A 25,949-nucleotide genomic window follows, 5' to 3' on the forward strand; every position below is an offset into this window, starting at 1 on the left:
CCGCTAACTCGCTGGCGCTCGTAAGCTTCGCTGCCCTCTCCCCTAAGGGGCGAGGGGTGAGGCCACACGCAGCGGCCACCCCCAACCATTCATCACAGCATCGGCTGGATCCGGTCGCACACCGATTTCAGCACTGCCGGCACATCCGCATCGGCCACCCACAGCGCGTCGAGCGCGGCGCGGGCCGTCTGCTGGATTTCGGCGAAGCCGGCATGGCCGGGCTTCACCTTGCCGGTCGAGATGCCCTTGATCACCACGTTCTCGATCTGGGTAGCCGAGAGCAGCGGGTTGGCGGCGCCGAGCACTTCGGCATTGAGCAGGCTCGAACGCGGCGGCGGGAAGAATTTTGCCAGCTTCTTGGCATTGTCCGGGTTGCTGAAGAAGGCGAGGAAGTCGGCGGCAACCGCAGGGTTCTTGCCCGAGGCGAAGACGCCGATGCCGGCCTGGCCGATCACGGCATATTCACCCGCCGGGCCCGAAGGCAGCGGCACCAGGTCCCAGTTGAACGGGTTCTCTTTGGGGAGGAGCGAAGCGCGGGAAATCTGCGTGATGGTCATTGCCGCGTCGCCGGCGAAGAAATCGGCGGTGACGCCGGGGCCGGGGATCGCCTTGTCGGTGAAGATCGCCTTGTGGATGAAGCTCATCGCGTCGACCATCGGCTGCTCGGTAAAGGTGCAGGTCTTGCCGTCGGCGCTCCACGGCGAGGCGCCCCAGCCGTTCCAGATCGAGGCGAGGTTGTCCCACACCTTGTAGTCGAAATCGCGGACGATCAGCCCCTGCTTGCCGGCAGCGGCGACGGCGGTGTTGATCGCCTCAGCCTTGTCCCAGGTCCATTCGCCGGCCGCGATCAGCTCCGCCGGGGTCTGCTGCCCGGCGGCCTTGATCACGTCGTTGTTGACGAACATGCCGAACGGCGAGGTGGAGAACGGATAGGCGTAGATCTCGCCATCCGCCGTCCATAGCGACAGTGCGCTCTCGGTGACGTCGGCGAGGTTGTAGTCGGCTACTCCCTCGAACGTCGCTTTCAGCGGCGACAGCGCACCCGAGCTGACGAAATCGCCGGCCGTGGTCTCGAGGATCCAGGCGAGGTCCGGGGCATTGCCGCCTGCGATCTGCGTGGTCAGTGTCGTGGTGTAGCCGTCGAAGGGCAGCGAGTCGAAGCTGACCTTCACCTCCGGGTGCTGCGCCGTGTAAGCGGCGGCGATCTCGTTGAACAGCTTGAGGTGCGCCTCGTTGGCGCTCCAGATCGCCATGCGGATATCCTGGGCGATGGCCGGCACTGCTGCCAGCGGGAGTGCGATGCCGGCTGCGAGAGCCGCCAGTCTCAGGTCGAACAGTTTCATGGTTTCCTCCTTTGTCGTCGTCTTCTGGTCGTCGTTGGTCGTTGTCTTTCCGGATGCCCGCGGGTTGAAGCGGCCCGTACCTGGTCGCCCAGGCGGTCAGTAGCCCCTGACATCGGGCCAGCGGGTCTCGATGCCTTCGGCATAGAGCCGGGCCTGGAAGTCGGTGAGCAGCGCGTCGTCGGCCTGCACCTGGTGCGGCGTCACCCCGTGGTCGAGGCAGTAGGCGGCGAGCAGCCCGGCGACTTCGCCGATGTTCCACTCCACCGGGTGCAGCCGGTAGCAGCCATTGGTGATGTGGGTGGTGCCGATGGTCTTGCCGGCGGGGATCAGGTTAGTGGTCCGCTCCGGCAGCAGCGCGCCGAGCGGGATCTCGAACGGGCACGAAGCCACGTCGATATAGTTGTCGCCGCCGGTCGAGGGGTGCAGGTCGATCCGGTACATGCCGATGCCGACGCTGTCGCGATAGTGGACCGCGCCGCGCTCGCCGCGCACGTCGTAGGAGAGGTCCTGCTCGACGATGGTGGTCACCGCCTTGATGCGGCGGCTCTCGCGGATATAGGGCGCCATGGCGAGGCCATGGTTGGTGCCGGTGATGTCACCGCGCAGCCGCAGGCCCGGGAAGCCCTGGCCGCCATCTTCGCGCGGCGCCTCGGTCTGCAGCCAGTAGAACACCGAGTAGGCGAGATCGGCCGCGTCGCGGATCCGCTCGTCATAGACGGCTTCCGGCACATCGATGATCGGATATTCGAAATAGTCGAGCATCGGCCAGTTCACGAGGCAGATATCGGAGGCGTAGGCACCGTCGACGAAATTGCGCCGCGCCGCGATGCGCCTGAAAGTCCAGAGGTTCCCGTCGCCGGGGTTCTTGCGCTGGTCGGCATCGACCAGGGTCGGGTCATCATCCGGGTTCGGGGTGAAACTGCGCACCGTGGTTTCGAGGGTGCGCGGATGCGGCGCCACGAAGCCGATCAGCGGCCCGCCCCAGAAGCTCGGGGTATAGGCGCGCCACTTGTCGTAGTTGCGCGGCTTGTCGCCCACCTGGTTGCCCTCGACATGGTCGATGGCAAAGCAGATCGACACCGCCTGCGAATTGGTCGGCTGCGCCTCGGCCGGCGCCGAAGGCTCGCCGGTATCGCGCTGGCTCTCGAAGCCGGTGACATATTCGGTACCGGTCATCGGCAGCAGGTCGCCGAGCTCGGTGGCCTCGATGATGTATTTGCCGGTGACGACGATGCTCTCGCCGCTGTCGCGATGCCGCAGCGTCACCGCCCGCACCCGGTCGCCGTCGACCTCCGCCGAGATCGGCTTGTAGGGCTGCAGCACGGTGAGCTTGCCGCCGCCGCGATAGGGCATCAGCATCGCTTCCATCACCGCGAGGCCGACACGCGGCTCATGGCAGAGCCGCGACACGAACCCGGCGCCCGGGTTGAGGTCGCCCCAGGCGCGGCTCTGCTCGGTCAGCGGATAATGGTCACGATAATATTGCCGGATGCCGTTGCGCAGCGCCCGATACGAGCGGGTGATGCCGAACTGCTCGACCCAGCTGTGCTCGTCGGGCGGCACCGCCTGGCTGGTCATCTGCCCGCCCAGCCAGTCGAACTCCTCCGTCATCACCACGCTGCGGCCCGAGCGCAGCGCGCCGAGCGCCGCCGCCACGCCGCCGAGGCCGCCACCGATGATCGCGATATCTGCCGAGTATTCTTTCACTTCAAATCCGTCTGGTTGGTCGCGATGTGGGAAAAGTCGGTCAACTCGTCGCCTTATCGCTTGGGTGGATAGCGCCGAGGGTGTCGCCCTCGACCGGCTCGCATGGCAGCACCACCTGCTCGCCGGCCGAGCCGGCCTCGATCCGCTCGCACAGCATCTGCGTGGCGCGCCGCGCCATTTCTTCGCGCGGCACCGAAAAGGTGGTGAAACGGGTGCCCGACTGCATGGGGCGGAGGTGGCTGCCGAGCACGACGATCGACAGGTCGCCCGGCACCGCGAGGTTCTGCGAACGCGCCGCGGCATCGACGATCACCGCGTCGGCCATTTCGGTGAAGAACACCACGCTGGCGCCCGACGCACGGATCGCCTCGAGCATCGGCAGCGCCTTGCCGCCGACCTCGGGAATATGCAGCACCAGCTCCGCCTCGGCGATCGCGGAGGCAAAACCGGCCCAGCGATCGACCGAGGATTCAGCGCCCTTGCTCGGTCCGACATAGGCGAGCCGCGTATGCCCCTTGGCCTTGGCCCGCCGCACCATCTCGGCTGTCGCCTCGACGTAGTCGGCGCCGACATAGGGCACTGGCGCGCCGGTCGGGCCGCCAATCGGGTCACGGCGACCGACAGCGACGAACGGATAATCCCCGGCCACCAGCCGCTTCAGCTCGGCCCGGTCGAACTCGCGCCCGAGGATGACGCAGCCGTCGGCCAGCCGCAGCCGGTTGTTCTCGTCAAAAATGTTGCGCTTGCCGCGGTTGGCGGGGGCGCCGGTGAGCAGCAGCAGGTCATAGCCCAGCGTCTGCGCCGTCTCTTCGATGCCGAACAGGAATGGCGCAAAGAAATCCGCCTGGGCGCTCGGAAACGCCGGCTCGTAGGTGAACACCCCGAGAATGCGGTTCAGCCCCTTGGCCATCCGCCGGGCAATCGGGTCGGCGACATAACCGGTCTCGCGGATCGCCTTCTGCACCCGCTCGCGCGTCTCGTCCGGAATGCGTCCTTCGGCCGCCTTGGCATCGTTCAGCACCAGCGACACCGTCGCCTGGCTGACCCCGGCAATGCGCGCAATATCCCGCTGTGTCAGCCGCCCTGCCTTGGCCAAGCCGTCCTCCCCGACGCCCTTTGCATTGCTAATGCGTATTAGCTGCTAATGCGTATTAGCGGAGAGTCCGAACGTAAGTCAAGGGAGCCGGACAGCGAGAGTTGACGACGCTGGACGATCGTGACCGGGGACGAGAAGGGGATGCAGCTTGCTGTAACAACGCCGTGCAATCAGACTGGCCATGTAGGCGATACCAAGGTTAGCGCCAAATGGTGACCTTCTTCGACCCGGGCCCCGAGCTTGATGGCGCTGGTGGACAACGGCTTGAAAGGGCACTCGGACATGCCCTTCCCGGCGACTACGGCGCGTTCTTGCGGTCCCACAATGGCGGTCGGCCTGAGCCCTGCTACGTGCCGATTCCCGACTTCCCGGGCGGAATCGTGGACGTTCAAGTTTTACTCGGATGGGGTGCCAAACCCCAATCCTCTGATATTCGTTGGGCACTGCCGGAGGTTCGGGCGCGGTTCCCAGATGACACCCTATTGCCCATAGCGTGGGATTCGTCCGGAAACCTGTTCGTGCTGAGATTTGACGACGGACGGGCCACCGCAGTGGAGTATGCAGATCTCCTGGCCCGACCCGCAGAGTTTCATTTTGTCGCTTTGAGCTTCACGGCGTTCGTGAACAGCCTGAGGTCGGTTCCCTACTCGTGATCCGCCCACTTGCCCGCGCGCGGTGTCACCTTCGGCGTCGCCAGCATCGCAGTGAGGATCCGGCTCATCAGGGCCTGTTCCTGCTTCTTGCCTTCGGCGCCGCGGCGGAGATCGACGAGCAGGGCGGAGGTGGCGTTGAGGCGGGCGCAGGCGAGGGTGGCGATGTGGAGGGCGAAATCCGGGTTCTGTGACAGCACATCGAGTGCTTCCTCGATCACCCGGACGCGCACCGTGGTTTCGGCGGTGACGGTGGCGCTGTGCGGCGTGGCGAGCAGCACCGCCATCTCGCCGATGATCGCCCAGGGCTCGTCGATACGGGCGATATCGACGCCGTCGCGCGACACGGTGAGCCGGCCGGCCTCGAGCAGGTAGAGCCGCCCCGAATAGCTGCCTTCGGTGGTGAGCCGCTCACCTGGCTTGAGCGTTTCGAGGGGCAGCGAGACGGCGAGGGCGGCGAGGGTGGACATCGGCAGATTCCGGCAGGTTCGGGGCGGCAGACTGGTGGAGCTTAGGTGAACGCTCGATGAAAGTCGCGGGGAGTGGTGCGCCGGCTCATCAGCCGGCGGCCTTCTCCTGCTCGCCGGGCTGCTCAACATAGCGGGTGTCGCGCTCCTTCTGTGTCACCATGCTGACCTGCATGTACCTGAACGACGCGATGCACCCCGGACATTGAGGAGAGCGACCGGCCCTCAGCGGATCTGGCGGCCGGCGCCCTGCAAGGTCTCGAATGCGGCAAAGCGCCTGTCATGCCAGGCGCGCGTCGCGGCCGAAGGCTGGTAGCGTTCGGCGATGTGCGACATGGCCGCCATGGCGGCTGCCGCGTCGGCATAACGGGCCGACGCCACTGCGCCCAGAATGGCCGAGCCCAGCAGCACCGGCTCCTCTGCCGCCGGCGCGGACACCTCGACCCCGGTCGCGTCGGCGAGCAGTTGCCGCACCAGCGGCGATTGGGCCGCGCCACCGCTGACCACGATCTCGTCGATGGCGATGCCCTGGCGGCGCGAGGCGGCAAGGATCTGCCGCACGCCATAGCCGAGGCTTGCGACGCCGGCGACATAGAGCCCGACGAGGCTGTCCAATCCGCGCTCCATGCCGAGCCCGGCGACAACAGCCCGGGCCTCCGGATCGGCGAACGGCGCGCGGTTGCCGAGGAACTCGGGCACCACGTGCAGGCCGCCGACCAGTGCTGGCACGTCGGATTGCTTGAGCCGCTCCGCCGCCGTGCGGCTCAGCCAGGCGACCAGCCCGAGGCCCTCGGCTTTGGCTCTGGTCTCGGCCTCCGGCGCGGCGGGGTGGAAGCGCACCAACTGGTCGATCGCCGCCCCGGCCGCCGACTGGCCGCCTTCGCTGAGCCAGAACCCCGGCACCATGGCCGAGAAGTACGGCCCCCAGACGCCATCGACGAAGGCCGGCTCTGCCGTTGAGGTCATCGTGCAGGCCGAGGTGCCGAACACATAGGCCATGCGCCGTTCGACGCTGCCGCTGCGATCCTGCGCCCCGACCGTACCGAGCCCGCCGGCATGTGCATCGATCAGCCCGGCGGCCACCGGCACACCGGGCACGAGGCCGAGTTCTGCGGCGGCCTCAGCCAGCAGCCCGCCCGCCAGCGGCGTGCCTGCCGCGACGATTTCGGTGCCGATGCGGGCAAAGCCTTCATCGGCCAGCACCCCGAGGCCGATGGAGCGGAAATACTCGGCGTCCCAGCGCTGTTCATGCGCGAGGTAGGTCCATTTGCAGGTCACCGTGCAGATCGAGCGCGCGAGGCTGCCGGTGGCGCGCCAGCTGAGGAAATCCGGCAGGTCGAAGAACTGCGAGGCGCTCTCGAAGCTCTTCGGCATCTGCTCCTTGAGCCAGAGCAGCTTCGGCGTCTGCATCTCGGGCGAGATGGAACCGCCGACATAGCGCAGCACTGCGTGTCCGCCGCGGTTGATCCGCGCTGCCTGTTCGCGTGCGCGGTGATCCATCCAGACGACGATATTGCGCTCGCGCTCACCCGAGGCGCTGACCGAGACTGGTCTGCCACCTTCCCCCAGCACCACCAGCGAGCAGGTCGCATCAAAGCCGATGCCGGCAATGCTCTCGGGCGCCACGCCCGCTTCGCTCACCGCCTGGCGGACACTGCGGCAGACCGCGGCCCAGATGTCCTCGCTCGATTGCTCGGCGATGCCGCCGGCCGCCTGGAACAACGCGATATCGTGCTTGCCGACGCCGAGCTGCCGGCCGTTCGCGTCGAACACGCCGGCGCGGGCGCTGCCGGTGCCCACGTCGACACCGATGAAATGCTGTTGCGCCATCTCAGAGATCATTGCTCTGCGGCAGGATGACGAGGTCGCGTATCGTCACCTTGCGCGATCGGGTCAGCATGAACAGCACTGCTTCCGCCACCTCGGTCGGCTCCATCAGGTCGCCGGCCGCCAGGGCCGCCTCGAGCTTCTCCTTGGGCCAGTCGCTCAGCAGCGCCGTGACCACCGGCCCCGGCTGCACGGCGCCGACGCGGATGCCGTGCTGTTTCACCTGCCGGCGCAGGGTGTGCACGAACGCCTGCATGGCGTGCTTGGAGGCGGTGTAGATCGGCTCGCCGACCACCGGCACCACGCCGGCCACTGAGCTCGTGACGATGATGTCGCCGGTCTTTCGCTCGATCATGTGCGGCAGCACCGCGTGCACCGAGCGGAACACCGCATTGATGTTGAGGTTGAGCATGCGGTCCCACTGGTCCGGGTCGCCAGCGGCGAAATCGCCCCCGACATAGGCGCCGGCATTGGCGTGGAAAATGTCGAGCTGCCCCGCCTGCTCGAGGATCCCCGGCAGCATCTGCGCCACGCTTCTGGGCTCGGTGAGGTCGATCACCAGCGGCATGGCGTTGGGCCCGAGTTCTGCGCAGAGCCGCTGCAGCTTGTCGGCGGCGCGGTCGATCAGCACGACGCGCGCCCCGGCGGCAAGCAGCGTCCGCGCGCATTCGAGCCCGATCCCCGATGCGGCGCCGGTGATCGCCGCGACTTTTCCGTTGAGGTTGGCGCTCATTGCATTTTCCCCGATTGCTGCGTCCTTGATGCCAGTGCGTCGTCGGCGGCGGCAAGCGCCGCCGGCAGTTCCTCGGCGCCCATCGCGACACGGAAGGCTCCCGCCGCCTTGAGCAGGGCGCGTCGTCCCGGACGCGGATCGGCCGGATCGACAAAGCCGATCGGCACCATGCCGGCGGCGACCGCCGAACTGATGCCATGCGGGCTATCGTCCACCATGACGCAGTGCGCCGGATCCACCGCGAGCTCTTTGGCGCAGTAGAGCAGCAGGTCGGGGGCGGGCTTCGGCCGCTTCACCTGTTCGGCGCTGAACACGAACGGCGCAAAGCTCTGCCATAGCGGCAGCTGCCCCAGGCTCGCACCCAGCCGCTCCAGCGTGCTGTTGGAGGCGACGCATTTCGGCCGCTCGAGCGCCGCGACCACCTCGGCAATTCCCGGCATGGCGGTGAGCGTCGTGGCGAACTCGGCATAGAGCCGCTGGTGCCAGCCCGTGAACAGGCCCTCGAGATCCTCGAGCCCATAATCGCGCGCGCACATGGCGCGGATGTCCCGCTCGGAATTGCCGGTAAAGCGTCGATGCGCCTCCTGCGGCGTGATGGCGACGCCGGCCGCCGCCAGCGCTTCGGCCAGTGTGCGGCTGGCGATCGGCTCGCTGTCGATCAGCACACCGTCGCAGTCGAAAATCACAAGCCCGATATGGTCGAGCGTGGCCGCCGCGCGGGGTGGCAGGGTATCGGAAATAGTCACGCCTTTGCGCCCCGGATGCTGACGGCCCGATCGGGGCGGTCGGTGGTGATCTGGCGGATCGGCTTGTCGAGCCACAACTTCAGGTCCGCCTCTTCGTTCGGCACCCAGGCGCCCAGCCGCTCGAGCGGCACTTGGGCCGTGATGGCGTCCCATTCGGCGAGCAGCAGGCTCTTTTCCACCGCGACGATGTGCGAGAGCTCGAGCATGGTGCTGAGCCCCGCCTTGAGCCCCAGCCGCTCGGCCGAGTTGCGGTCGAACGACGAGAGCCGGCGGATATGCGGCGCCACCCGGCCGATCTCGACCAGGATCTCCTCGTGAAAGCTGGTGAGGATGCTGCGCTCGGCCAGCCCGAACCGGTCGATCAGTGCCGCAGCTTCTGCCTCGAGCCCGGGATAGGCCACGTGTCCGACGCCGGCCTTCAGCTCCACATGCAGCTCCATCGTGCCATCACGGAAGATCTCGAACACCTCCTCGAGTGTCGGGATCGCCTCGCCGTCACTGTCCTTGAGCCGGACGTTGCGGTGTTCTCCTGCCGGGAGCGCCGCGACCGGGCCGCTATGGTCGGTGGTGCGGTCGAGCGTCGGATCGTGGATCACCAGCAGCTCGCCATCGGTGGTCAGGTGCACGTCGAACTCGACGCCCTCGACCGGCATTGCCGCAAGCTTTCGAAAACCGGAGAGCGAATTCTCCGGCCACAGGTTCCGGCCACCGCGGTGGCCGATGATCATTACCATCGTAGAGTTCCTTCAGGGAAATACATGAAAAGCCACTGACTGCGCTGAAGCGCTGACAGCAGTTGGAGGGCCTTCTCCCCTTGTGGGAGAAGGTGGCCGAAGGCCGGATGAGGGATATCTCTCCGCGTACTGGGTCGCTCCTCGCTTCGCTCGGAGCGCGCTACACTGCGTTGCTCGGTACCCCTCATCCGCCCTTCGGGCACCTTCTCCCACAAGGGGAGAAGGCGATCGCTGCACCGCCAGTGGCTCCCCATATGCGACAGCCCTGCCCGTTGGACGAGGATCGCGCCGGTACCCCTCACTTCCCTGCATCGACCAACCCACGGGTGAACCACCTCTGCATCACAAGGATCACCAGGGCCGGCGGCAGCATGACGAACAAAGCCGCGCTCATCGCGATGTTCCAGGCCGGCGCCGCGTCGGAGACGGGAACCAGCTCCTTCAGCCCCAGGATCGCGGTCTGCATCTCCGGGCCGGTGGTGAACAGCAGCGGCCACAGGTACTGGTTCCAGCCGAACAGGAAGAGGATGATGCCGAGCGCCGCGATATTGGCGCGGGAGAGCGGCAGCAGCACATGCCAGAAAAAGCGCAGCGGGCCTGCTCCATCGAGCTTGGCCGCTTCGCACAATTCGTCCGGTACGGTCAGAAAGAACTGGCGGAACAGGAAGGTCGCTGAGGCCGAGGCGATCAGCGGCAGGATCAGCCCGGCATAGGAGTTGACGAGGTTCCACTGCAGCGCCGCCTCGATCCGGTAGCCGGTGAGGCTCTCGACCAGCCCCCCGAGCCCGGTCGTGCCGACCACCCAGCGCAGCGGCCCGCCGGCATCGGCCACTGCCTCGTAGGTCGGGATGATCCGCACCTCGACCGGCAGCATCAGCGACACGAAGATCAGCCAGAACGCCGTCATCCGGAACGGGAAGCGGAAATAGGTGATGGCGAAGGCGGCGAGCAGCGACACCACGAGCTTCCCCACCACGATCCCGAGCGTCACGATGATCGAGTTGAGGAAGGCGCGCGAGAAATTGCCCTCGTTCCAGGCGGTGGCGAGGTTGTCGATGAGGTGCGCCCCCGGCAGCAGCGGGAACGGCGTCTGCTGCACCTCCTGCAGCGTCAGGGAGCCCGCCACCAGGGCGAAGTAGAGCGGCAGGCAGACCGCCGCGGCGCCAATGAGCAGCACCGCATGGCAGAAGATCGAGAGCGTGAGGCTACGGCCCACCATCGCTACACCCCGTAATTGACTTTGCGCTCGAGGGCGCGGAACTGCAGCACCGTGAACACCACGGCGACGATCATCAGCACCACCGACTGGGCGGCGGACGAGCCGAGGTCGAGCTGCACGAAGCCATCCTGGTAGACCTTGTAGACGAGGCTGTTGGTCGCTCCGGCCGGGCCGCCCCGCGTCATCGCGTCGATCACGCCAAAGGTCTCGAACAGGCCGTAGACGAAGTTCATGACGATGAGAAAGAAGATGGTTGGGGTGATCAGCGGCACCGAGATGGCGAAGAACCGCCGGATATGCCCGGCGCCGTCGAGCGTCGCCGCTTCGAGCAGCGAGGCGGGCACCGCGAGCAGCGCCGCGACGAGGAAGATGTAGTCGTAGCAGACATGCTTCCAGACCGAGGCGATGATCACCAAGAGCTGCGCATCGAACGGCCGCCGGTTCGGATCCCACGGAATGCCGATCGCTTGCAGCATCTCGGCAATCGGCCCGACCGCCGGGTTGAACAGGAACGCCCAGATCACCCCGGAGATCACCGGCGCGATGGCATAGGGCATCAGGATAATGCTGCGGTAGAGGCCGCGCCCGCGGATCACATAATCGGTGGCAAAGGCGAACAGCCCCGCGAGCCCGAGCGTCAAGACGTTCTGCACCACCGAGAACCACAGCGTGAACACCGCGCTGTCGCGGTAGTCGGCGCTGGCGAACAGGGCGAGGAAATTGTCGAGCCCGACGAAGATCTGGATGCCGCCGAACGGATCGACCTGCACGAAGGCCAGCGACAGCGCCTTGTAGGACGGAATGAAGAAGAAGAAGACGAGGATCAGCAGCTGTGGCGTCAGCAGCCCCGCGGCCAGCCACGGCTGGCGGAAATGCGCGGTCTTCAGCCCGGCGCTTGAGGCGCGCGGGAACAGCCGGCCGAGCGCCAGTCCACCCGAGGTCCGGGGGCGGCGGCTGGCGCCGCCCCCGATCTCGATGCTGCCATCAGCCGCCGGCATGGAGCTTCTCATACTGGCGGAGGATCTGGTTGCCCTGTTCGACCGCCGCGTCGAGCGCCTGCTGCGCCGTCTTCTCGCCGGTCCACACGCTCTGCACTTCCTTGACCAGGAGCTGCATCGACTGGTTGTGGTTGCCGAAGCGGAAGCCGCGCGAGTTGTCGGTCGGCGTGCCGCGGCTCAGCTGCAGGATGGCGATTTCCCGGGTCGGGTGCTCGTCATAATAGCCATCCGCCTTGATCGCCTCATAGGCGGTCATCGTCACCGGCACATAGCCGGTTTCTTTGCTCCACCAGGCCTGGGTGGCCGGCGAGGCGACGAAATCGAGGAACGCCGCGGCGCCGGCATATTCGGCGTCCGTCTCGCCCTTCATCACCCACAGGGCGCCGCCACCGATGGTGCTGTTCTTGGGTTCGACCCCTTCCTCATGCGGCAGGAAGGTGGCGCTCCAGTTGAACTTGGCCGTCGACTCGACGCCGGCATGCGCCGCGGTCGAGGCCACGAAGGTCGAGCACTGGCCCGAGGTGAACAGCTGGTCGGGGGCGAGGCCCTGTCCGGCGAGCTGCAGCACCCCATCATTCATCCAGCTCTGCAGCCGTTCCAGCTGGCCCACCACCATCGGGCTCTGGTTGAAGATGAACTCGGTATCGAGTCCGCCAAAACCGTTGGCCTTGGTGCCCCAGGGCTGATCCTGGATGGCGGCGTAGTTCTCCAGCATGCTCCAGAAGAAATCGTTGGCCAGCACCATCGAGCAGTCGGACACGCCCTTTTCCTTGATGGCGCGCAGCTGGGTGTCGATCTCCTGCCAGGTCTCGCCGGGCTTGTCGAAGCCGGCCGCCTTGAAGTGATCGGCGTTGTACCAGAAGATCGGCGTCGAGCTGTTGAACGGCATCGCGGCGGGCTTGCCGTCGACGAGGAAGAAGCCGGCGACAGGGGCGACGAAGTCGTCCCACTTGATGTCATAGCCCTGCTTTTCCATCAGCTCGGGCACCGGCACCACGGCGCCGGAATTGAGCATGGTGAGAAAGCCGCGCTCGGCTGCCTGCACCAGGGTTGGCTGCTGGCCGACGCGATAGGCGGCCACCATCGCCGCCATGGTCTCTTCGTAATTGCCCTTGTTGATGCCGACCAGCTCGTACTTGTCCTGGCTGGCGTTGAAATCGACGATCAGCTTGTCGACGATTTCGGCCAGCCGGCCACCGAGCGCGTGCCACCATTCGATCTTGGTGCGCTCCTCTGCCATTGCCCCGCCTGCCTGCAAGACCAGCGCAGCCACGGCAGCGCCGGCCAGCAGCCGGCCGATCACGGCACCATGGCCGCGTTTGTTGCCTGTCATTTTTCTCTCCTCTCGAGCCTCGCCGTCTTTCCTTGGCCGGTTGCTCCGGCGTGACCCGCTTCATGGCGGCGAGGTACGAAGGCTAGTGGTCACCGTTTACAAATGTCAAGCATCTGTTACAAATGTATGACACTGCCATGGAGATGCGATTGACAGCCGACCCGGGAGTCATGTCCATGCTGAGCCGGACCTGAGGGCGAGGGCACATCAGCGTGGCAATACCAGCGCCGCAGGGCATGTCGGACGAGCAGATGTCGGTGCGCGTCGTCTGGCTCTATTTCATGGAGGGGCGCACCCAGGGCGAGATCGCCGATGCCCTCTCCACCAACCGTCTGCGCGTCAACCGCATCATCAGCGAGGCCCGGCGCACCGGTCTCGTCACCATCACGCTCAACTCCAAGCTCGCCTCATGCGTCGAGCTAGAGCAGCAGCTGATCAAGGCTTTCGGGCTGAAGCGCGCCATCATCGTTCCCACCCCCGAGGATTCGGCGCTGGTGCCGGTGCTGCTGGGGCAGGCGACGGCCGATTATGTCGGCCAGTTGCTCGCCGATGGCACCATGACCGGGGTCGGCGTCGGCTGGGGCACCACCCTGCGCGAAACGGTGCGGCACATGCCCTCGCTGAAGCGCCCCGAGCTGCTGGTCAACTCGGTGATGGGCGGGCTGACCCGCGGCATCGAGATCAACACCTTCGACATTGCCGGCGATCTTGCGCGGCACCTCGGCGCCGATTGCGCTTATCTGGCCGCCCCGATCTATGCCGGCAGCCCGCAATCGCACGACGCCATCATGACGCAGGACGTGTTCCAGGAGGCGTTCGAGCGGATCGGCCGCAACGACCTGATCCTCCTGACCATCGGCGATATGACCGAGCGCTCGCTGCTGATGCGCTATGGCCTGCCGCGCGACGTCACCATCGACGAGCTGGTGGCATCAGGCGCCGTGGGCGACGTGATGGCCCAGTTCGTCGATGCCGCCGGCCAGCCCATCGACCACCCGATCAACCGCCGCGCCATCGCCCTGCCGCTCGAAGCCTTGCGCAAGGTGCCCAACGTGGTGTTCGCCTCAGGCGGCGCCAACAAAACCCACGCCATCGCCGCCGTGCTGCGTTCGGGGCTGGGGAGTGCGCTCGTGTGCGATGAGGCGACGGCTCGGGCGGCGATGGGGATTGCGCTGGGGGCGGTGGGGTAAGTCCGCCAGGGGGAGTGCTCTTAAGCCGATCGCATGGAGGGCGTTTCACTATTGAGCCTTGTAGGACGGCTCTGACCCCGACACGGGCGATTCTCACGACAGCGGGAACCTCTCCTTTCTGGCGCCAAGGGCAACGATCCGCGACTGGCGATGACCGTCGGACTGCCGGCGCCGGAGCTACAGATGGCGGTGATCGATGCGGTGCATCCGGGGCGTTTGAGGGAGCAAGTCGTTCGGCGGACCCGGAGCTTCGGAGTTGTGGCAAGTTGCAGGACTGGCACACAGGCCGACGGCAGTCCGCGGTAGAAGCAAGCCGCTGCTTCACCGTGATCGGGTGTTTCGAGCGGGCCATCCCGCATTAGCAAAGTGAGCACGACCAACGTGTGAACCGACCGCCACCGTGCAACCTGCCGTTTCTCTTTCCATCAGGTAAGTTGCGCGAGGACGACCCTTTATGCACCCACGGTCACCTTCCCGCACCAACACTGCTGGACGGTAACAACGCGAGCCGCCGTTGACGCAGCCCAATACCAGCCGCATAACACTACGCCAATGCTAAAGGGGGGTGTGTAGTGGAAGATCAGGTACTTAACGCGTATCTTCGCGATTTTTCTCAGTCATTCGACCTGTCGGATCTGAGTGAGGCTAGTGCATTCGAGTATTTTTCCGCTTACTGCGTGTTCTTTAGAGATTTTTCAGAGAACACCGTCCTTGAGGATATGGTCGTATCGGGCGGGCTGGACACGGCAATAGATGCCGCTGGTATTTTCCTAAACGATATTAGTGTGACCACGTCGGCTCAGGTTGACGAAATTGCTACGAGGCAGCGCGTGGACGCAGACTTTGTCTTCGTTCAGTCCAAAACAAGCAGATCGCTCAACGCCGCCGAGATTGGCAGCTTCGTTCAAGGCGTAAGAGAATTTTTCTCAGAGCGACACATGCCGACAAACGAGGATATAGCCGAGCGCCGCGAACTGTCGGATCACGTCTTCACAAAGAGTGTTCGGATGCGGGCCAAACCGAGGCTGCATTTATACTACGCGTATGGCGGATCGTTCAAGAGCGATCCGAACATCGTGGCAAGAGTAACATCTGGCACCAACGACCTCAAAAGATTGAATCTATTCTCCGAAGTTAATTTCACGTTCCTGGACGCGAATAAACTTCAAGAACGGTATCAAGAAGTCAATCTGCGGATCGAGAAGGAGATACAGATCAATGAATATGCATCGTTACCTGCGATCCAAGGCATACGACAGGCCTATATTGGGGTGTTGCCGTGTCTCGAGCTTGTGAATTTGCTTTCAAATTCGGATGGAAAGCTACAGAAATCTCTGTTCAATGAGAATGTGAGAGACTTTCTGAGCAGAAATCCAGTAAACGACGAAATAGCTGAGACGATAAAGTCCAAAACGAACCAAGGTAGATTGGCCGCCTTAAATAACGGCATTACAATAGTCGCGAGAGACATCAGGATAATTGGGAAGAAATTCACCCTAAGCGATTTTCAGATCGTCAATGGCTGCCAGACTAGTCACATAATTTTCGAGAATCAACATCATCTTCAAGCAGACACCTCGATAGCCGTAAAGATTATTGAAGCCGAGGACAGGGAGTTGGTCAACGAGATCGTCCGAGCAACGAACCGGCAGACTGAGGTGAAGGACGAGGCATTTGTGGTGTTGGCCGACTTTCACAAAAGACTGGAACGCTTCTTTTGGAGCATGGATTCTGACGCGGCGTATAAATTGGTATATGAGCGCAGAAAAAGGCAATATGCGGACTCGACATTCACGGCCGCCAATATTGTTACGCTAACGTCTTTGACCAACAGTTTTGTTAGTTGTGTGCTGGAGAATCCTGTCGACGCCGTCGATTATTATGGGGTTCTGCTTCATCGATATCAGGATGGGATATACCAGAACGATCACTCGTTATGGTCGTATCTTGTGGCGGCGACCGTTCTTAGAGAAATTGAGAAGCTCTGTGTTGGAAAGAACCGACCAAGTCTTTGGAAGTTCCGCTTCATCATAGCATTGATGGTTCGTCAGAGTTTCGGCAAACTCCCGCCATTGCAAAACGACAGGTCTCAGAAGGCGTATGCAGACGAGGCCCTTAAGGTGGTCAGGAATAGGAGAGAGTTCACCCGTCGAGTCGAGGCTGTCGAATTGCAGCTAGCAAACGCAATCCTAGCCCAAGGGCCTCAGTTTGATAAACGTAACGCCCATCAAGATCGCCGGTTCGTGGATAGCCTCATTGCCACTCCGTAGTTCGCAGCGGAGGTGGCCGCCAACGTACTATCCCGTCCGCGACGAGTCGGCGTAGCGATCTGCGCCGATATCGTTGCGGTTGGAACCAAAGAATTGTCACGGCGCCCTGATGTCGCAAGCAAGCACTGAACGCCAATGTGTTGAACTCCTACTGGCATCCATCACGGCGCGCATGGGCGACGATGGCCTTCGTGCCGCATTCATGTTTGGTCCGCCTGGCTCTCAAAGTTGGGAGCGAAACATGGGAACTGAGCTTTACTACCACGCCAGGGAGCTGACACTTGCTTGCCTCTATCTTCGCAGGCATGGACCTCCCTATCTTCGCGCGCTTCCAATGGAGCGGATATGGGGGCTCCTCCAGGGCTTTATTGCCGAGAACTATTGGCATCTCTTCGACGAGACATGGGCGAAGCCATTTGACGGGACCTACGCGGATCACGTTTCTGCATCGACCAAAGATATTTTGGCTAGGCAGCTGGCGGCGTCGTTGATCTTCAGGCCTGTGGCGGAGTTAACTCTCTACCCCCTCGTCCCTGTCCAGGTAAAGGCGGCCTTTAGATCGGAGCCTTTTTCAGTTGTTTCGCCCTCAACGCTCGTGAGGGGTGAGATACCGACTGAACTAGAGCGCTGGGTAGAGCCGGATGCGTTTCCTCCGCTGACCGACTGGAAAGGTCGCCGTGATGTCGGAGTTTCCAGTTGGCTTGCTGTCCGTTCGCCCGTAGAGGATGCTGCTGACAAGGTCAGAGCAGCAATACTCGGTGCAATCGCCCTTACGCCACTTCCCATGTATACTTACCTGTTCTCTGGGAGACGCATCTTTGGCGGCCGGTGTACGATTACAGGAGATGGTGGGGCCACAACGTCATTTAGCGCTGGTCACACCCCTCCCCTGATGCACGATATTGTCGTCACCGAGGCTGACCACGCCTGGCTCTCGATGCTAGCAGAAAAGTTAGGTTCGAACACCAAGACAGCACGGCGAGAACTGCGTTCCCTAGAGTACTTCTATCGAGCATGGCCGTTGGGCAAATCAGAGAGATTTCCGATCCTGTGCATGGCACTCGACGCGGTTTTTGGCGATGCGAACGGAGCTACTCAGGCGGTAATCGACGGTATCCAAGTAGCCCTCGGTAGTCATGTGCCGGACGCACGTCTACGACGACTGATGAGCCTGCGTGCCGCCGTCATCCATGGCGGAGCGCCCGACGTCTACGACTCCAGCAAGTACGCAGAATACTACTCAGAGTACGCTGTCGACCCAATCTATGACCTCGAACTGATCACGGCGGCATGCCTGCGAGCGAGGGTGTTCAATGGTGCTCTCGTTCCTCACTCCGATCCGAATGGGGAGATCGTTCACGAACATCAAAAGGCCGGGCGCCTTCCAAAGCAGTATCTCCGGCCAAGCATTCTAGACGTTGCTGGTACGCCGTAGTATTAAGTGCGTGGCACCCAATGCTGCCACTGGCTAAATCTCGTGTGGGGCGTGGCCAGCTATTGCTCGCGAGTTCGTCGGGAATCGAAAGCCGCCCTCACTCATCCCCCATCTTCAGCGCCTTGATAAACGCTTCCTGCGGGATCTCGACGCTGCCGAACTGGCGCATCTTTTTCTTGCCCGCCTTCTGCTTCTCGAGCAGTTTCCGCTTACGGGTCGCGTCGCCGCCATAGCACTTCGCCGTCACGTCCTTGCGCATGGCGCGCACGGTTTCGCGGGCGATGATCTTGCCGCCGATGGCGGCCTGGATCGGGATCACGAACAGGTGCGGCGGGATCAGGTCCTTGAGCTTTTCGCACATGATGCGGCCGCGCGTTTCGGCGACATTGCGGTGCACCAGCATCGAAAGCGCGTCGACCGGCTCGGCATTGACCAGGATCGAGAGCTTCACCAGGTCGCCCTCGCGGTAATCGGCGAGCGTATAGTCGAAGCTGGCATAACCCTTCGAGATCGACTTCAGCCGATCGTAGAAATCGAACACCACTTCGTTGAGCGGCAGGTCATACTCGACCATGGCGCGGTTGCCGACATAGGTCATGTTGCGCTGGATGCCGCGCCGATCCTGGCAGAGTTTCAGGATCGAGCCGAGATACTCGTCGGGGGTGAGGATGGTGGCCTTGATCCACGGCTCGCTGATGTGGTCGATGCGCACCACGTCCGGCAGGTCGGCCGGGTTGTGCAGCATCAGCACCTCGCCATTGGTGAGGTGCACCTCGTAGACCACCGATGGCGCGGTGGCGATCAGATCAAGGTTGAACTCGCGGCTCAGCCGTTCCTGGATGATTTCGAGGTGCAAAAGCCCGAGAAAGCCGCAGCGGAAGCCGAAGCCGAGAGCCGCCGAGGTTTCCATCTCGTAGCTGAAGCTCGCGTCGTTGAGCCGGAGCTTGCCCATGGCAGCGCGCAGCTCCTCGAAATCCGAGGCGTCGACCGGGAACAAGCCGCAGAACACGACCGGCTGCGCCGGGCGGAAGCCGGGGAAGGCGCTGGCCGTCGGGCGGCGATCGTCGGTGATGGTGTCGCCGACATTGGTATCGGCCACTTCCTTGATCGAGGCGGTGAAAAAGCCGATCTCGCCGGGGCCGAGTTCGCTGATATCGACGAGTTTGGGGGTGAACACGCCGACGCGGTCGAGCTCGTAGGCCGCGTTGGCGTTCATCATCCGGATCTTCTGGCCCTTCTTCACCGTGCCATCGATGACGCGGATCAGCACCACGACGCCGAGATAGGTGTCGTACCAGCTGTCGACCAGCAGCGCCTTCAGCGGCGCGTTGATATCGCCCTTGGGCGCCGGCAGGCGCTCGACGATGGCTTCCAGCACCTTGTCGATGTTGAGGCCCGACTTGGCGGAAATCTCCACTGCGTCCGAGGCATCGATGCCGATCACATCCTCGATCTGCTGCTTGACGCGCGGGATATCGGCGGCCGGCAGGTCGATCTTGTTGAGCACGGTCACCAACTCATGGTTGGCATCCATGGCGTGGTAGACATTGGCGAGGGTCTGCGCCTCGACGCCCTGGCTGGCATCGACGACCAGCAGCGAGCCCTCGACGGCGGCCAGCGACCGGCTGACCTCATAGGCGAAGTCGACATGGCCGGGCGTGTCGATCAGGTTGAGGATATAGGTCTCGCCGTCGGTGTGCTTGTAGGTCAGCCGGACGGTCTGCGCCTTGATGGTGATGCCGCGCTCACGCTCGATATCCATCGAGTCGAGCACCTGCTCCTTCATCTCGCGCAGCTCGAGGCCGCCCGTGAGCTGGATCAGCCGATCGGCGAGCGTCGATTTGCCATGGTCGATATGGGCGACGATGGAGAAGTTGCGAATATGGTCGAGCGGTACGGACATGGGCCGCTGATACCAGAGCCGGGTGACGGGGCAAAGATGGTTTATCGGGGGTTAACAGCAGCAGATGCGTAGCCACGCCCGCGCTGCGATGATGTGACCGCGCCGCGCCCGGGCGTGCTAGGCTTCCTCCGCGGCGCGATGGACAGCCCGGCCACGCGCTGATCCCCGCGAGGCGCGGGGGTTGGGTCAGAGCGGGCAGGGGCGGAAAATGGCAGACAGCAGCGACTACGCAGCGCGTTTCGACGTCGATTATCCCGGCCAGATGGACCGGCTGACCACCTTCTTTCGCCTGATCTGGGCGATCCCGATCCTCATCGTGCTGGGCCTCCTCTCCGACACCGGCGGCTACTATTATTACGATGCGGCCGGCAACGCGGTGAAATCGGCGGGCGGCGGCATCACCGCCGGGCTGTTCCTCGCCACCGTGCTTATGCTGGTGTTCCGGCAGTTTTATCCGCGCTGGTGGTTCGATTTCGGCGTCGAGCTGGCGCGCTTCGGCGCCCGGGTCAGCGCCTATCTGTTCCTGCTGACCGACAAGTATCCCTCGACGGTCGACGCGCAATCGGTGCATCTCGAGGTCGCCTATCCCGAGGCGGCAGAGCTCAACCGCTGGCTGCCGCTGGTCAAATGGCTGCTGGCGATCCCGCACTATGTAGTTCTGGCAGTGCTCGGCCTCGTCGCCCTGCTGGTGACGATCGTTGCGTGGTTCGCCATCCTGTTCACCGGCACCTACCCACGCGGCATGTTCGATTTCGTCGTCGGCGTCGGCCGCTGGGCCACCCGGGTCTGGGCCTATGCCTTCCTCCTCGTCACCGATGTCTACCCGCCGTTCAGCCTGCGCTAGCGAGAGGATTTAAAGCCTGACACGCGCTGGCAGGGTAACTGCGCTACATGGCTTCCGGAGCGCTGGGCTGGGCCGGATTTGGCCGGTCGGCAGCGTCACTGGAGGGATGAGATGGATTCGGAGACACGGCGCGGCTTTGCGTTCAACCATGGCGACTGGGTGGTCACCAACCGGCGGCTGAAGGCCCGCGGCGTCGGCTCAACCGAGTGGGACGTGTTCACCTCCTATGAGACGGCGCAGCTGTTGCTCGGCGGCATGGTGTCGGTGGATGAGAGCGACTTCCCGACCAAAGGCTTCAAGGGCATGACGCTGAGGATCTACAACCCCGAACGCGACGAGTGGGCGATCTACTGGATCAACTCGGAGAAAGGCGTGCTGGAGCCGCCGGTGTTCGGCCGCTTCGAATACGGTCGCGGCAGCTTTGCCGGCGACGACATGGATGGCGACCGGCCGGTCAAAGTGCTGTTCGACTGGAGCGGCGCCGACACCGAAACCCCCCGCTGGAGCCAGGCATTTTCGTACGATGGCGGCGATAGCTGGGAAACCAACTGGATCATGGAGTTTAGGCGGCCGGAGTAGGGCTGTCGGAATGAGTTGAGCTGAACTGCCCCTCACCCCGACCCTCTCCCCGGCGGGGAGAGGGGGCGTTGGGGCACAGTCGATGCAAAGTGCGTCCCCTCTCCCCTCTGGGGAGAGGGTCAGGGTGAGGGGCAGTTCATTCAATCGCGAAGCCCAGGGATCCGCCAAAACCGGGTCGCTTCTCCCCACCACCTCCGGCAAATGTCTCCCGAGCAAAGGAGACCGCCATGACCCTGCATTATTCCGGAATGCCCTCAGACCTTGCCGCCGCCTACCGTGCCGGCGCCCCCGACGCCAATGGCCAGGCGCCGGAGCGGCGCATCTCCGATGGCGACGGGGTGCCGTGCCGGCATTGCCTCGAGAACGTCGCGGCCGGCGAGCCTTACCTCGTCCTCGCCTATCGCCCGTTCCCGGCGCCGCAGCCCTATGCCGAACTCGGGCCGATCTTCCTGCATGCCGAGGCCTGCCCGGCCTATGAACCCGCCGCCGGCCTGCCGGAGCGCGAACAGCGCGGCACCAGCGGTCGCATCTTGCGCGGTTACGGCGCCGACGACAGGATCGTCTACGGCACCGGAATCGTGGTGGGGAACGATGGCATCGAGGCAGCAGCTGAGGCGATCCTCGAGCGCGCGGACGTCGCTTACGTCCATATGCGCTCGGCCACCAATAACTGCTTCACCCTCCGGATCGACCGCGCAACCTGATGCGGGGTCGCCGCGTTCGGGGTGCATGCGGTTCATCTTCGCCTGCCTTCTCGCCAGCATGAGCTTTGCCGCCCTGGCGCAACAGGCAGGCGACACGACCGTGCCGCTTCCCAAGCCGCGGCCGGCGGAACTCTCCGCCGAACCGGCGGTGAAATTGCCCCGCCATCGCCCGGCGGCAACGCCCGACAAGCCCGCGCCGAAGCCGCCCGCCGCCGATCCGATCGGCCCGCCGCTACCGCCCGGCGAACATGTTGCCGAGCCGGCAGAACCGACGGCCCGCATCTACCAGACGGCGTGCCCCGCCGTTCTGCTCGGCAAGGTCGAGGCCAAGGCGCTGCCACCGATCGAAGAAAAACAATGTGGCACCCAATCGCCGCTCTCGGTCACCGGGGTGCTGGCCAATGGGCGGATGGTGCCGGTGGCGGGCGGCGTCGAGACCGATTGCGGCATCGCCTCGGCCCTGCCTGACTGGATCGAATCGATCGACAGCTACCTTATGGCGCGCGACAACACGCGGATCGCCGAAGTGGTGGTCGGCACCTCCTACATGTGCCGCAACGTCAACAATGGCAGCACCGGTAACCTCAGCTTCCACGCCTTCGCCGATGCGCTCGACGTGGTCGGCTTCAAGCTCGAAGACGGCCGCTTCGTCACCGTCGATGGCGGCTGGAGGGACGCGCTCTCACCCGAGGGCCGGCTGCTGCGCTTCGCTCACGATTCCGCCTGCGCCCATTTCACCACCGTGCTCGGCCCCGAGGCCAATGCCGAGCATCACGACCACCTGCATGTCGATCTCGGCTGCCACGGCAAGACCTGCACGGCGCGGCTCTGTGAATAGCGTCAGGCGCTGCGGTCGGTGAACACTGCCGCGATCAGCAGCAGCAGCGCCAGGATCGTGGCCCCCAGCCGCGCCGCATGCCAGCTCCACCAGCTGTTGCGCAGCGTTTCCCAATCAGTGGGAAGGGCATCGGCGGACCAGCCCATCACCGCGTCGTTGATCGGCTGGTTAAGCAAGCGGGTGATCAGCCCGGCAGCGACGAGGCCGAGCGCCGCGGCGCCATAGAGCATCAGCACTGTCGGCCGCTGGCGCGCCAGCACGGCCAGGACGACGACCATGACGATCGCGGCAAGCCCCATCAGCGGCAGCAGCGTATTGAGGCCGCGCACCGCGCCCTGATGCACCTCGACAAAGCTCGTGGGCGAATAGCGGGTAATGTCGTAGCCGAACCAGATTCCGTACATGCTGCCGGCCAACAGGCCGACGAGCAGCAGGGAAAGCGCTTGTCCGATGGTGGATAGATAGCCGAGGCCAGGCATAGGATATGGGCTCCTCTCGACGCTGGAGCTGTAATTACAATACAGTGTCACTGTAGTCAATATGGTAATGGCATAGCGAATTGACCGATCAGCCTGAACCCCGCCGAAAATACCAGTCCCGCCTGCGCCAGCAGCAGGCCGCCGATACGCGTGGCGCCATTGTCGCGGCGGCGCGCCAGCTGTTCGTTGCCAATGGATGGCAGGGGACGACCATCGCTGCCGTGGCCCGCGTCGCAGGGGTATCGGCGGAGAGCGTCTACGCCGTGTTCGGCAACAAATCCGCACTGCTGCTCGGGGTGGTGCAGAGCGCGGTGCGGCGTGGCGATCCGGCGACGCCGCTGGTCGAACAGGCCGGCCCGCGGGCCGTGGCGGCTGCCCGCGACCAGCCCGAGGTGCTCAGGCTGTTCGCCCGCGATATCGTGCAGGTGCTCTCGGCGGTAGCCGAGATCGTGGCGGTGCTGCGCGTCGCGGCTGAAACCGACCCCGAAATGGCGAAGGTCTATGACGCGATCCATGCCGGGCGACGCGAGAACCTGGCGCTGGTGGCGAAGGCGCTGGCCGGCAAGGGGCCGTTGCGCGACGGCATGAGCCAGGCCGCGGCCCTGGCCCAGATCTGGCGCCTCGCCAGCCCCGAACTGTTTCTGATGCTGACCCGGATCGAGGGTTTTACGCCGGAGCAGTACGCCGCCTGGCTCGAGCACACGCTGGGGCAGCTGCTGCTGCCGTAGCGATCAAACGATCGGCGAGTTGTCCTTGCGCATGAAGGCGACCACCATCACCGTGCCGTCCTCGAAGCGGTATTCGCCGCGGCCGCTGACGTGGTAGCCGAAGGCGGAGTAAAAGCTCTTGGCATTGAGCGAGGCGCGGACGTTGAGTTCGTGCACGCCGTGGGCGCTGACCGCCGCTTCCATGGCCGCGAGCAGGGTGCGGCCGATGCCGCGGCGCGCCGCTTCCGGCGCCACGTAGCAGGCCGAGATCTCGCCGGCCTCCGGCACGACGACGCCGAAGCCGACCAGTGTGCCGTGCTGTTCAGCGACCAGCGTCAGCCCGCCATCTTCCTGGGTCTCGCGATAGCGCCGCTCGGCACTGGCCAGCGTCACCGGTGCGCTCCAGTGCGCCAGCACCTCTTGCGGATAGAACGGCGCTGCCAGCTGATGCACGGCGACATGGTGCAGCGCGGCAATCGCCAGCGCATCGCCCAGCCGCGCCGGGCGGATCACCATGGGAGGGGCGGCGTTCATCGCTGGCTCAGAGCGCGTCGTCTTCGCGGCGCGGATGGTGCGTCGGCAGGTCAGCCCAGTCACGCGGGGTCCAGGTGGTGGACCAGTCGCGGGTCTGCGGCTTGGGCGAACGGTTACGGAGCTTCGAGAACAGGTCTTTCATCTTCATCTTTCTTCTCCCAACTAGGGAAGGCGCCAAGCGCCATGGGCGGTCGATCTAGTCGCGACCCGCTGAACGCCCCATGAACTGGCCTGTCAGGCGGAAATGCACTACAGCAGCCGCATGTCGCACCTCCCCGATGCCCAGCCGCGTGAGTTCGATCCGAACGCGCCGTTCGAGATTTTCCTCGTCGCCACTCCCGGGCTCGAGGCGGCCTTGCGCGCCGAAGCGGCTGCGCTGGGCTTCGAGAAACCCCAGCAGGTCGAGGGCGGCGTCACCATCACCGGCGGCTGGCCCGAGGTCTGGCGCGCCAATCTAGAGCTGCGCGGCGCCAGCCGCGTACTGGCCCGCTTCGCGACGTTCCGCGCCATGCACCTGGCCCAGCTCGACAAGCGGGCGCGGAAGCTCCCCTGGGCGGCGCTGCTTCGGCCCGACGTGCCAGTGGCGGTCGAGGCCAGCTGCCGCAAATCGAAAATCTATCACGCCGGGGCTGCCGCGCAGCGCGTCGCCACCGCCATCCGCGAGGAACTGGGCGCCACTGTCGTCGACAAGGCGCCGCTCACCGTCATGGCGCGGATCGAAGACGATCTCGTCACCATCAGCGTCGACACTTCCGGCGAGCTGCTGCACAAGCGCGGCCACAAGGAAGCGGTGAACCGCGCGCCGATGCGCGAGACCATGGCGGCCCTGTTCCTCAGCCAGTGCGGTTACACCGGCGACGAGCCGGTGCTCGACCCGATGTGCGGCTCGGGCACCTTCGTCATCGAAGCGGCGGAGATCGCCGCCGGCCTGCAAGCGGGCCGCTCACGGACGTTCGCCTTCGAACAGCTGGCAAGCTTCGATCGCGCCAAGTGGGACGCGCTGCGCACCACCACGCGCCGCGAACCGACGGTGCGGTTCTATGGCAGCGATCGCGATGCCGGCGCCATCGAAATGAGCAAGGCCAATGCCGAGCGCGCCGGCATCGCCGGGCTGACCGAGTTCCGACAACTGCCGGTCGGCGAACTCGAGCGCCCGCCGGGACCGCCCGGCCTCGTGATCGTCAACCCACCCTTCGGCACCCGCATCGGCGAAAGCGCCTCGCTCGGCCCGCTCTACCGCAGCCTCGGCAGCGTACTGCGCGAACGCTTCTCCGGCTGGCGCGTCGGCCTGATCACCACAGAAGCGGGGCTGGCCCGGGCCACAGCGCTGCCGTTCCTGCCGAATGGCGCGCCAGTGCTGCATGGCGGGCTGCGGGTGACGCTGTATCGGACGGATGTGCTGGCTTAGGCAGTTTCACGCCGGCGGCGCCCCCAGCGTCCCCTCGCCCCTCTGGGGAGAGGGTTAGGGTGAGGGGTAGCCAAGCACACTGACGGTTGCCTTCAGGACGATGATCCGGCGCGCGTGGCGCCCCTCACCCCGCGATGAGGCCTTCGGCCTCTTCGCCGCCCTCTCCCCAGAGGGGCGAGGGGGCGGGGTGGCACGGCCAGTGCGT

The 25,949-nt window shown here is 64.6% G+C and carries 25 protein-coding genes; 10 read left to right on the plus strand and 15 right to left on the minus strand.

Annotated elements, in window-relative coordinates; all coding sequences use genetic code 11:
• Positions 1–92 precede the first annotated feature (92 nt).
• The 3 genes from ASC89_RS12440 to ASC89_RS12450 form a co-directional block, all read right to left on the minus strand.
• The gene (locus tag ASC89_RS12440; RefSeq protein WP_055998222.1) at positions 93–1,343 is read right to left on the minus strand and encodes a sugar ABC transporter substrate-binding protein; all 1,251 of its coding nucleotides are present in this window, start codon (positions 1,341–1,343) and stop codon (positions 93–95) included.
• 96 nt (positions 1,344–1,439) lie between these two features.
• Positions 1,440–3,050 carry an FAD-dependent oxidoreductase gene (locus tag ASC89_RS12445; RefSeq protein WP_055998225.1) on the minus strand — a complete coding sequence of 537 codons (1,611 nt, stop codon included), beginning with the start codon at positions 3,048–3,050 and terminating at the stop codon, positions 1,440–1,442.
• 40 nt (positions 3,051–3,090) lie between these two features.
• A complete protein-coding gene (locus ASC89_RS12450; RefSeq protein WP_055998228.1) occupies positions 3,091–4,146 on the minus strand; it encodes a LacI family DNA-binding transcriptional regulator in 1,056 nt (351 codons plus the stop codon).
• A 209-nt stretch (positions 4,147–4,355) separates the two neighbouring features.
• Between ASC89_RS12450 and ASC89_RS29240 the strand changes: the two genes are divergently transcribed.
• On the plus strand, positions 4,356–4,799 hold the full coding sequence (locus ASC89_RS29240) for an SMI1/KNR4 family protein (protein WP_055998231.1): 444 nt from the start codon (positions 4,356–4,358) through the stop codon (positions 4,797–4,799).
• On the opposite strand, the gene ASC89_RS12460 is transcribed toward ASC89_RS29240, so the two are convergent.
• The 8 genes from ASC89_RS12460 to ASC89_RS12495 form a co-directional block, all read right to left on the minus strand.
• Positions 4,790–5,266, minus strand: coding sequence for a Crp/Fnr family transcriptional regulator (locus tag ASC89_RS12460; protein WP_055873183.1), 477 nt, complete (start codon positions 5,264–5,266; stop codon positions 4,790–4,792). The two genes, ASC89_RS29240 and ASC89_RS12460, sit on opposite strands and share 10 nt — an antisense overlap.
• A gap of 222 nt (positions 5,267–5,488) precedes the next feature.
• Complete coding sequence (locus ASC89_RS12465) at positions 5,489–7,093, minus strand: FGGY-family carbohydrate kinase (RefSeq protein WP_055998234.1); 1,605 nt, start codon at positions 7,091–7,093, stop codon at positions 5,489–5,491.
• A gap of 1 nt (position 7,094) precedes the next feature.
• Positions 7,095–7,823 carry an SDR family oxidoreductase gene (locus ASC89_RS12470; protein WP_055998237.1) on the minus strand — a complete coding sequence of 243 codons (729 nt, stop codon included), beginning with the start codon at positions 7,821–7,823 and terminating at the stop codon, positions 7,095–7,097.
• On the minus strand, positions 7,820–8,563 hold the full coding sequence (locus ASC89_RS12475) for an HAD-IA family hydrolase (protein ID WP_082533383.1): 744 nt from the start codon (positions 8,561–8,563) through the stop codon (positions 7,820–7,822). The genes ASC89_RS12470 and ASC89_RS12475 overlap by 4 nt, the downstream gene beginning before the upstream one ends.
• 2 nt (positions 8,564–8,565) lie before the next feature.
• Positions 8,566–9,303 carry a glycerophosphodiester phosphodiesterase family protein gene (locus tag ASC89_RS12480; protein WP_055998243.1) on the minus strand — a complete coding sequence of 246 codons (738 nt, stop codon included), beginning with the start codon at positions 9,301–9,303 and terminating at the stop codon, positions 8,566–8,568.
• Positions 9,304–9,601: 298 nt separating this feature from the next.
• A complete protein-coding gene (locus tag ASC89_RS12485; protein WP_055998246.1) occupies positions 9,602–10,522 on the minus strand; it encodes an ABC transporter permease subunit in 921 nt (306 codons plus the stop codon).
• 2 nt (positions 10,523–10,524) lie between these two features.
• Positions 10,525–11,520, minus strand: a complete 996-nt coding sequence (locus ASC89_RS12490) for an ABC transporter permease subunit (protein WP_055998249.1) — start codon at positions 11,518–11,520, stop codon at positions 10,525–10,527.
• Positions 11,507–12,853 (minus strand): extracellular solute-binding protein, encoded by a 1,347-nt coding sequence (locus tag ASC89_RS12495; protein ID WP_055998252.1) that lies wholly within the window; start codon positions 12,851–12,853, stop codon positions 11,507–11,509. The genes ASC89_RS12490 and ASC89_RS12495 overlap by 14 nt, the downstream gene beginning before the upstream one ends.
• 236 nt (positions 12,854–13,089) lie before the next feature.
• On the opposite strand from ASC89_RS12495, the gene ASC89_RS12500 reads away from it, so the two are divergent.
• The 3 genes from ASC89_RS12500 to ASC89_RS12510 all read left to right on the plus strand — a co-directional run bounded on the left by ASC89_RS12500 (position 13,090) and on the right by ASC89_RS12510 (position 17,748).
• Positions 13,090–14,043, plus strand: coding sequence for a sugar-binding transcriptional regulator (locus ASC89_RS12500; RefSeq protein ID WP_055998255.1), 954 nt, complete (start codon positions 13,090–13,092; stop codon positions 14,041–14,043).
• Between the two features lie 572 nt (positions 14,044–14,615).
• Positions 14,616–16,313, plus strand: coding sequence for an AIPR family protein (locus ASC89_RS12505; protein WP_055998258.1), 1,698 nt, complete (start codon positions 14,616–14,618; stop codon positions 16,311–16,313).
• A 241-nt stretch (positions 16,314–16,554) separates the two neighbouring features.
• The gene (locus ASC89_RS12510; RefSeq protein WP_156384602.1) at positions 16,555–17,748 is read left to right on the plus strand and encodes a hypothetical protein; all 1,194 of its coding nucleotides are present in this window, start codon (positions 16,555–16,557) and stop codon (positions 17,746–17,748) included.
• A 97-nt stretch (positions 17,749–17,845) separates the two neighbouring features.
• Here the strand turns inward: ASC89_RS12510 and lepA are convergent, their stop codons facing one another.
• Complete coding sequence (lepA, locus tag ASC89_RS12515) at positions 17,846–19,651, minus strand: translation elongation factor 4 (RefSeq protein WP_055998264.1); 1,806 nt, start codon at positions 19,649–19,651, stop codon at positions 17,846–17,848.
• A 208-nt stretch (positions 19,652–19,859) separates the two neighbouring features.
• Here lepA and ASC89_RS12520 point away from each other — a divergent pair, with 208 nt between their 5' ends.
• The 4 genes from ASC89_RS12520 (at position 19,860) to ASC89_RS12535 (ending at position 22,616) form a co-directional block, all read left to right on the plus strand.
• Positions 19,860–20,495 carry a DUF4389 domain-containing protein gene (locus ASC89_RS12520; protein ID WP_055998267.1) on the plus strand — a complete coding sequence of 212 codons (636 nt, stop codon included), beginning with the start codon at positions 19,860–19,862 and terminating at the stop codon, positions 20,493–20,495.
• A 111-nt stretch (positions 20,496–20,606) separates the two neighbouring features.
• The gene (locus ASC89_RS12525; RefSeq protein ID WP_055998269.1) at positions 20,607–21,074 is read left to right on the plus strand and encodes a hypothetical protein; all 468 of its coding nucleotides are present in this window, start codon (positions 20,607–20,609) and stop codon (positions 21,072–21,074) included.
• Between the two features lie 227 nt (positions 21,075–21,301).
• Entirely contained in the window at positions 21,302–21,778 is a 477-nt protein-coding gene (locus ASC89_RS12530) for a DUF1203 domain-containing protein (RefSeq protein ID WP_055873142.1), read from the plus strand.
• Positions 21,779–21,803: 25 nt separating this feature from the next.
• Positions 21,804–22,616, plus strand: coding sequence for an extensin family protein (locus tag ASC89_RS12535; protein WP_055998272.1), 813 nt, complete (start codon positions 21,804–21,806; stop codon positions 22,614–22,616).
• 2 nt (positions 22,617–22,618) lie between these two features.
• Here the strand turns inward: ASC89_RS12535 and ASC89_RS12540 are convergent, their stop codons facing one another.
• Complete coding sequence (locus ASC89_RS12540) at positions 22,619–23,095, minus strand: anthrone oxygenase family protein (RefSeq protein ID WP_055998275.1); 477 nt, start codon at positions 23,093–23,095, stop codon at positions 22,619–22,621.
• 80 nt (positions 23,096–23,175) lie between these two features.
• On the opposite strand from ASC89_RS12540, the gene ASC89_RS12545 reads away from it, so the two are divergent.
• Positions 23,176–23,823: a TetR/AcrR family transcriptional regulator gene (locus ASC89_RS12545; RefSeq protein ID WP_055998278.1), complete on the plus strand. Its 648-nt coding sequence runs from the start codon at positions 23,176–23,178 to the stop codon at positions 23,821–23,823.
• A gap of 3 nt (positions 23,824–23,826) precedes the next feature.
• Here the strand turns inward: ASC89_RS12545 and ASC89_RS12550 are convergent, their stop codons facing one another.
• Together ASC89_RS12550 and ASC89_RS28490 are read right to left on the minus strand one after the other, a co-directional pair.
• Positions 23,827–24,336, minus strand: a complete 510-nt coding sequence (locus tag ASC89_RS12550) for a GNAT family N-acetyltransferase (protein WP_055998281.1) — start codon at positions 24,334–24,336, stop codon at positions 23,827–23,829.
• A gap of 7 nt (positions 24,337–24,343) precedes the next feature.
• Positions 24,344–24,484, minus strand: coding sequence for a hypothetical protein (locus tag ASC89_RS28490; RefSeq protein WP_156384603.1), 141 nt, complete (start codon positions 24,482–24,484; stop codon positions 24,344–24,346).
• A gap of 96 nt (positions 24,485–24,580) precedes the next feature.
• Here ASC89_RS28490 and ASC89_RS12555 point away from each other — a divergent pair, with 96 nt between their 5' ends.
• A complete protein-coding gene (locus tag ASC89_RS12555) occupies positions 24,581–25,744 on the plus strand; it encodes a class I SAM-dependent RNA methyltransferase (RefSeq protein WP_244488456.1) in 1,164 nt (387 codons plus the stop codon).
• Positions 25,745–25,949: the final 205 nt, after the last annotated feature.

Source organism: Devosia sp. Root413D1, assembly GCF_001425235.1.
Taxonomy (GTDB): domain Bacteria; phylum Pseudomonadota; class Alphaproteobacteria; order Rhizobiales; family Devosiaceae; genus Devosia_A.

Excerpts from the sequence above, each read along its gene's own strand:
- ASC89_RS12440 (WP_055998222.1), bottom strand. The coding sequence starts at position 1,343 with ATGAAACTGTTCGACCTGAGACTGGCGGCTCTCGCAGCCGGCATCGCA.
- ASC89_RS29240 (WP_055998231.1), top strand. The coding sequence starts at position 4,356 with ATGGTGACCTTCTTCGACCCGGGCCCCGAGCTTGATGGCGCTGGTGGA.
- ASC89_RS12460 (WP_055873183.1), bottom strand. The coding sequence starts at position 5,266 with ATGTCCACCCTCGCCGCCCTCGCCGTCTCGCTGCCCCTCGAAACGCTC.
- ASC89_RS12465 (WP_055998234.1), bottom strand. The coding sequence starts at position 7,093 with ATGGCGCAACAGCATTTCATCGGTGTCGACGTGGGCACCGGCAGCGCC.
- ASC89_RS12470 (WP_055998237.1), bottom strand. The coding sequence starts at position 7,823 with ATGAGCGCCAACCTCAACGGAAAAGTCGCGGCGATCACCGGCGCCGCA.
- ASC89_RS12480 (WP_055998243.1), bottom strand. The coding sequence starts at position 9,303 with ATGGTAATGATCATCGGCCACCGCGGTGGCCGGAACCTGTGGCCGGAG.
- ASC89_RS12485 (WP_055998246.1), bottom strand. The coding sequence starts at position 10,522 with ATGGTGGGCCGTAGCCTCACGCTCTCGATCTTCTGCCATGCGGTGCTG.
- ASC89_RS12490 (WP_055998249.1), bottom strand. The coding sequence starts at position 11,520 with ATGCCGGCGGCTGATGGCAGCATCGAGATCGGGGGCGGCGCCAGCCGC.
- ASC89_RS12495 (WP_055998252.1), bottom strand. The coding sequence starts at position 12,853 with ATGACAGGCAACAAACGCGGCCATGGTGCCGTGATCGGCCGGCTGCTG.
- ASC89_RS12500 (WP_055998255.1), top strand. The coding sequence starts at position 13,090 with ATGTCGGACGAGCAGATGTCGGTGCGCGTCGTCTGGCTCTATTTCATG.
- ASC89_RS12510 (WP_156384602.1), top strand. The coding sequence starts at position 16,555 with ATGGGAACTGAGCTTTACTACCACGCCAGGGAGCTGACACTTGCTTGC.
- lepA (WP_055998264.1), bottom strand. The coding sequence starts at position 19,651 with ATGTCCGTACCGCTCGACCATATTCGCAACTTCTCCATCGTCGCCCAT.
- ASC89_RS12520 (WP_055998267.1), top strand. The coding sequence starts at position 19,860 with ATGGCAGACAGCAGCGACTACGCAGCGCGTTTCGACGTCGATTATCCC.
- ASC89_RS12525 (WP_055998269.1), top strand. The coding sequence starts at position 20,607 with ATGGATTCGGAGACACGGCGCGGCTTTGCGTTCAACCATGGCGACTGG.
- ASC89_RS12530 (WP_055873142.1), top strand. The coding sequence starts at position 21,302 with ATGACCCTGCATTATTCCGGAATGCCCTCAGACCTTGCCGCCGCCTAC.
- ASC89_RS12535 (WP_055998272.1), top strand. The coding sequence starts at position 21,804 with ATGCGGTTCATCTTCGCCTGCCTTCTCGCCAGCATGAGCTTTGCCGCC.
- ASC89_RS12540 (WP_055998275.1), bottom strand. The coding sequence starts at position 23,095 with ATGCCTGGCCTCGGCTATCTATCCACCATCGGACAAGCGCTTTCCCTG.
- ASC89_RS12550 (WP_055998281.1), bottom strand. The coding sequence starts at position 24,336 with ATGAACGCCGCCCCTCCCATGGTGATCCGCCCGGCGCGGCTGGGCGAT.
- ASC89_RS28490 (WP_156384603.1), bottom strand. The coding sequence starts at position 24,484 with ATGAAGATGAAAGACCTGTTCTCGAAGCTCCGTAACCGTTCGCCCAAG.
- ASC89_RS12555 (WP_244488456.1), top strand. The coding sequence starts at position 24,581 with ATGCACTACAGCAGCCGCATGTCGCACCTCCCCGATGCCCAGCCGCGT.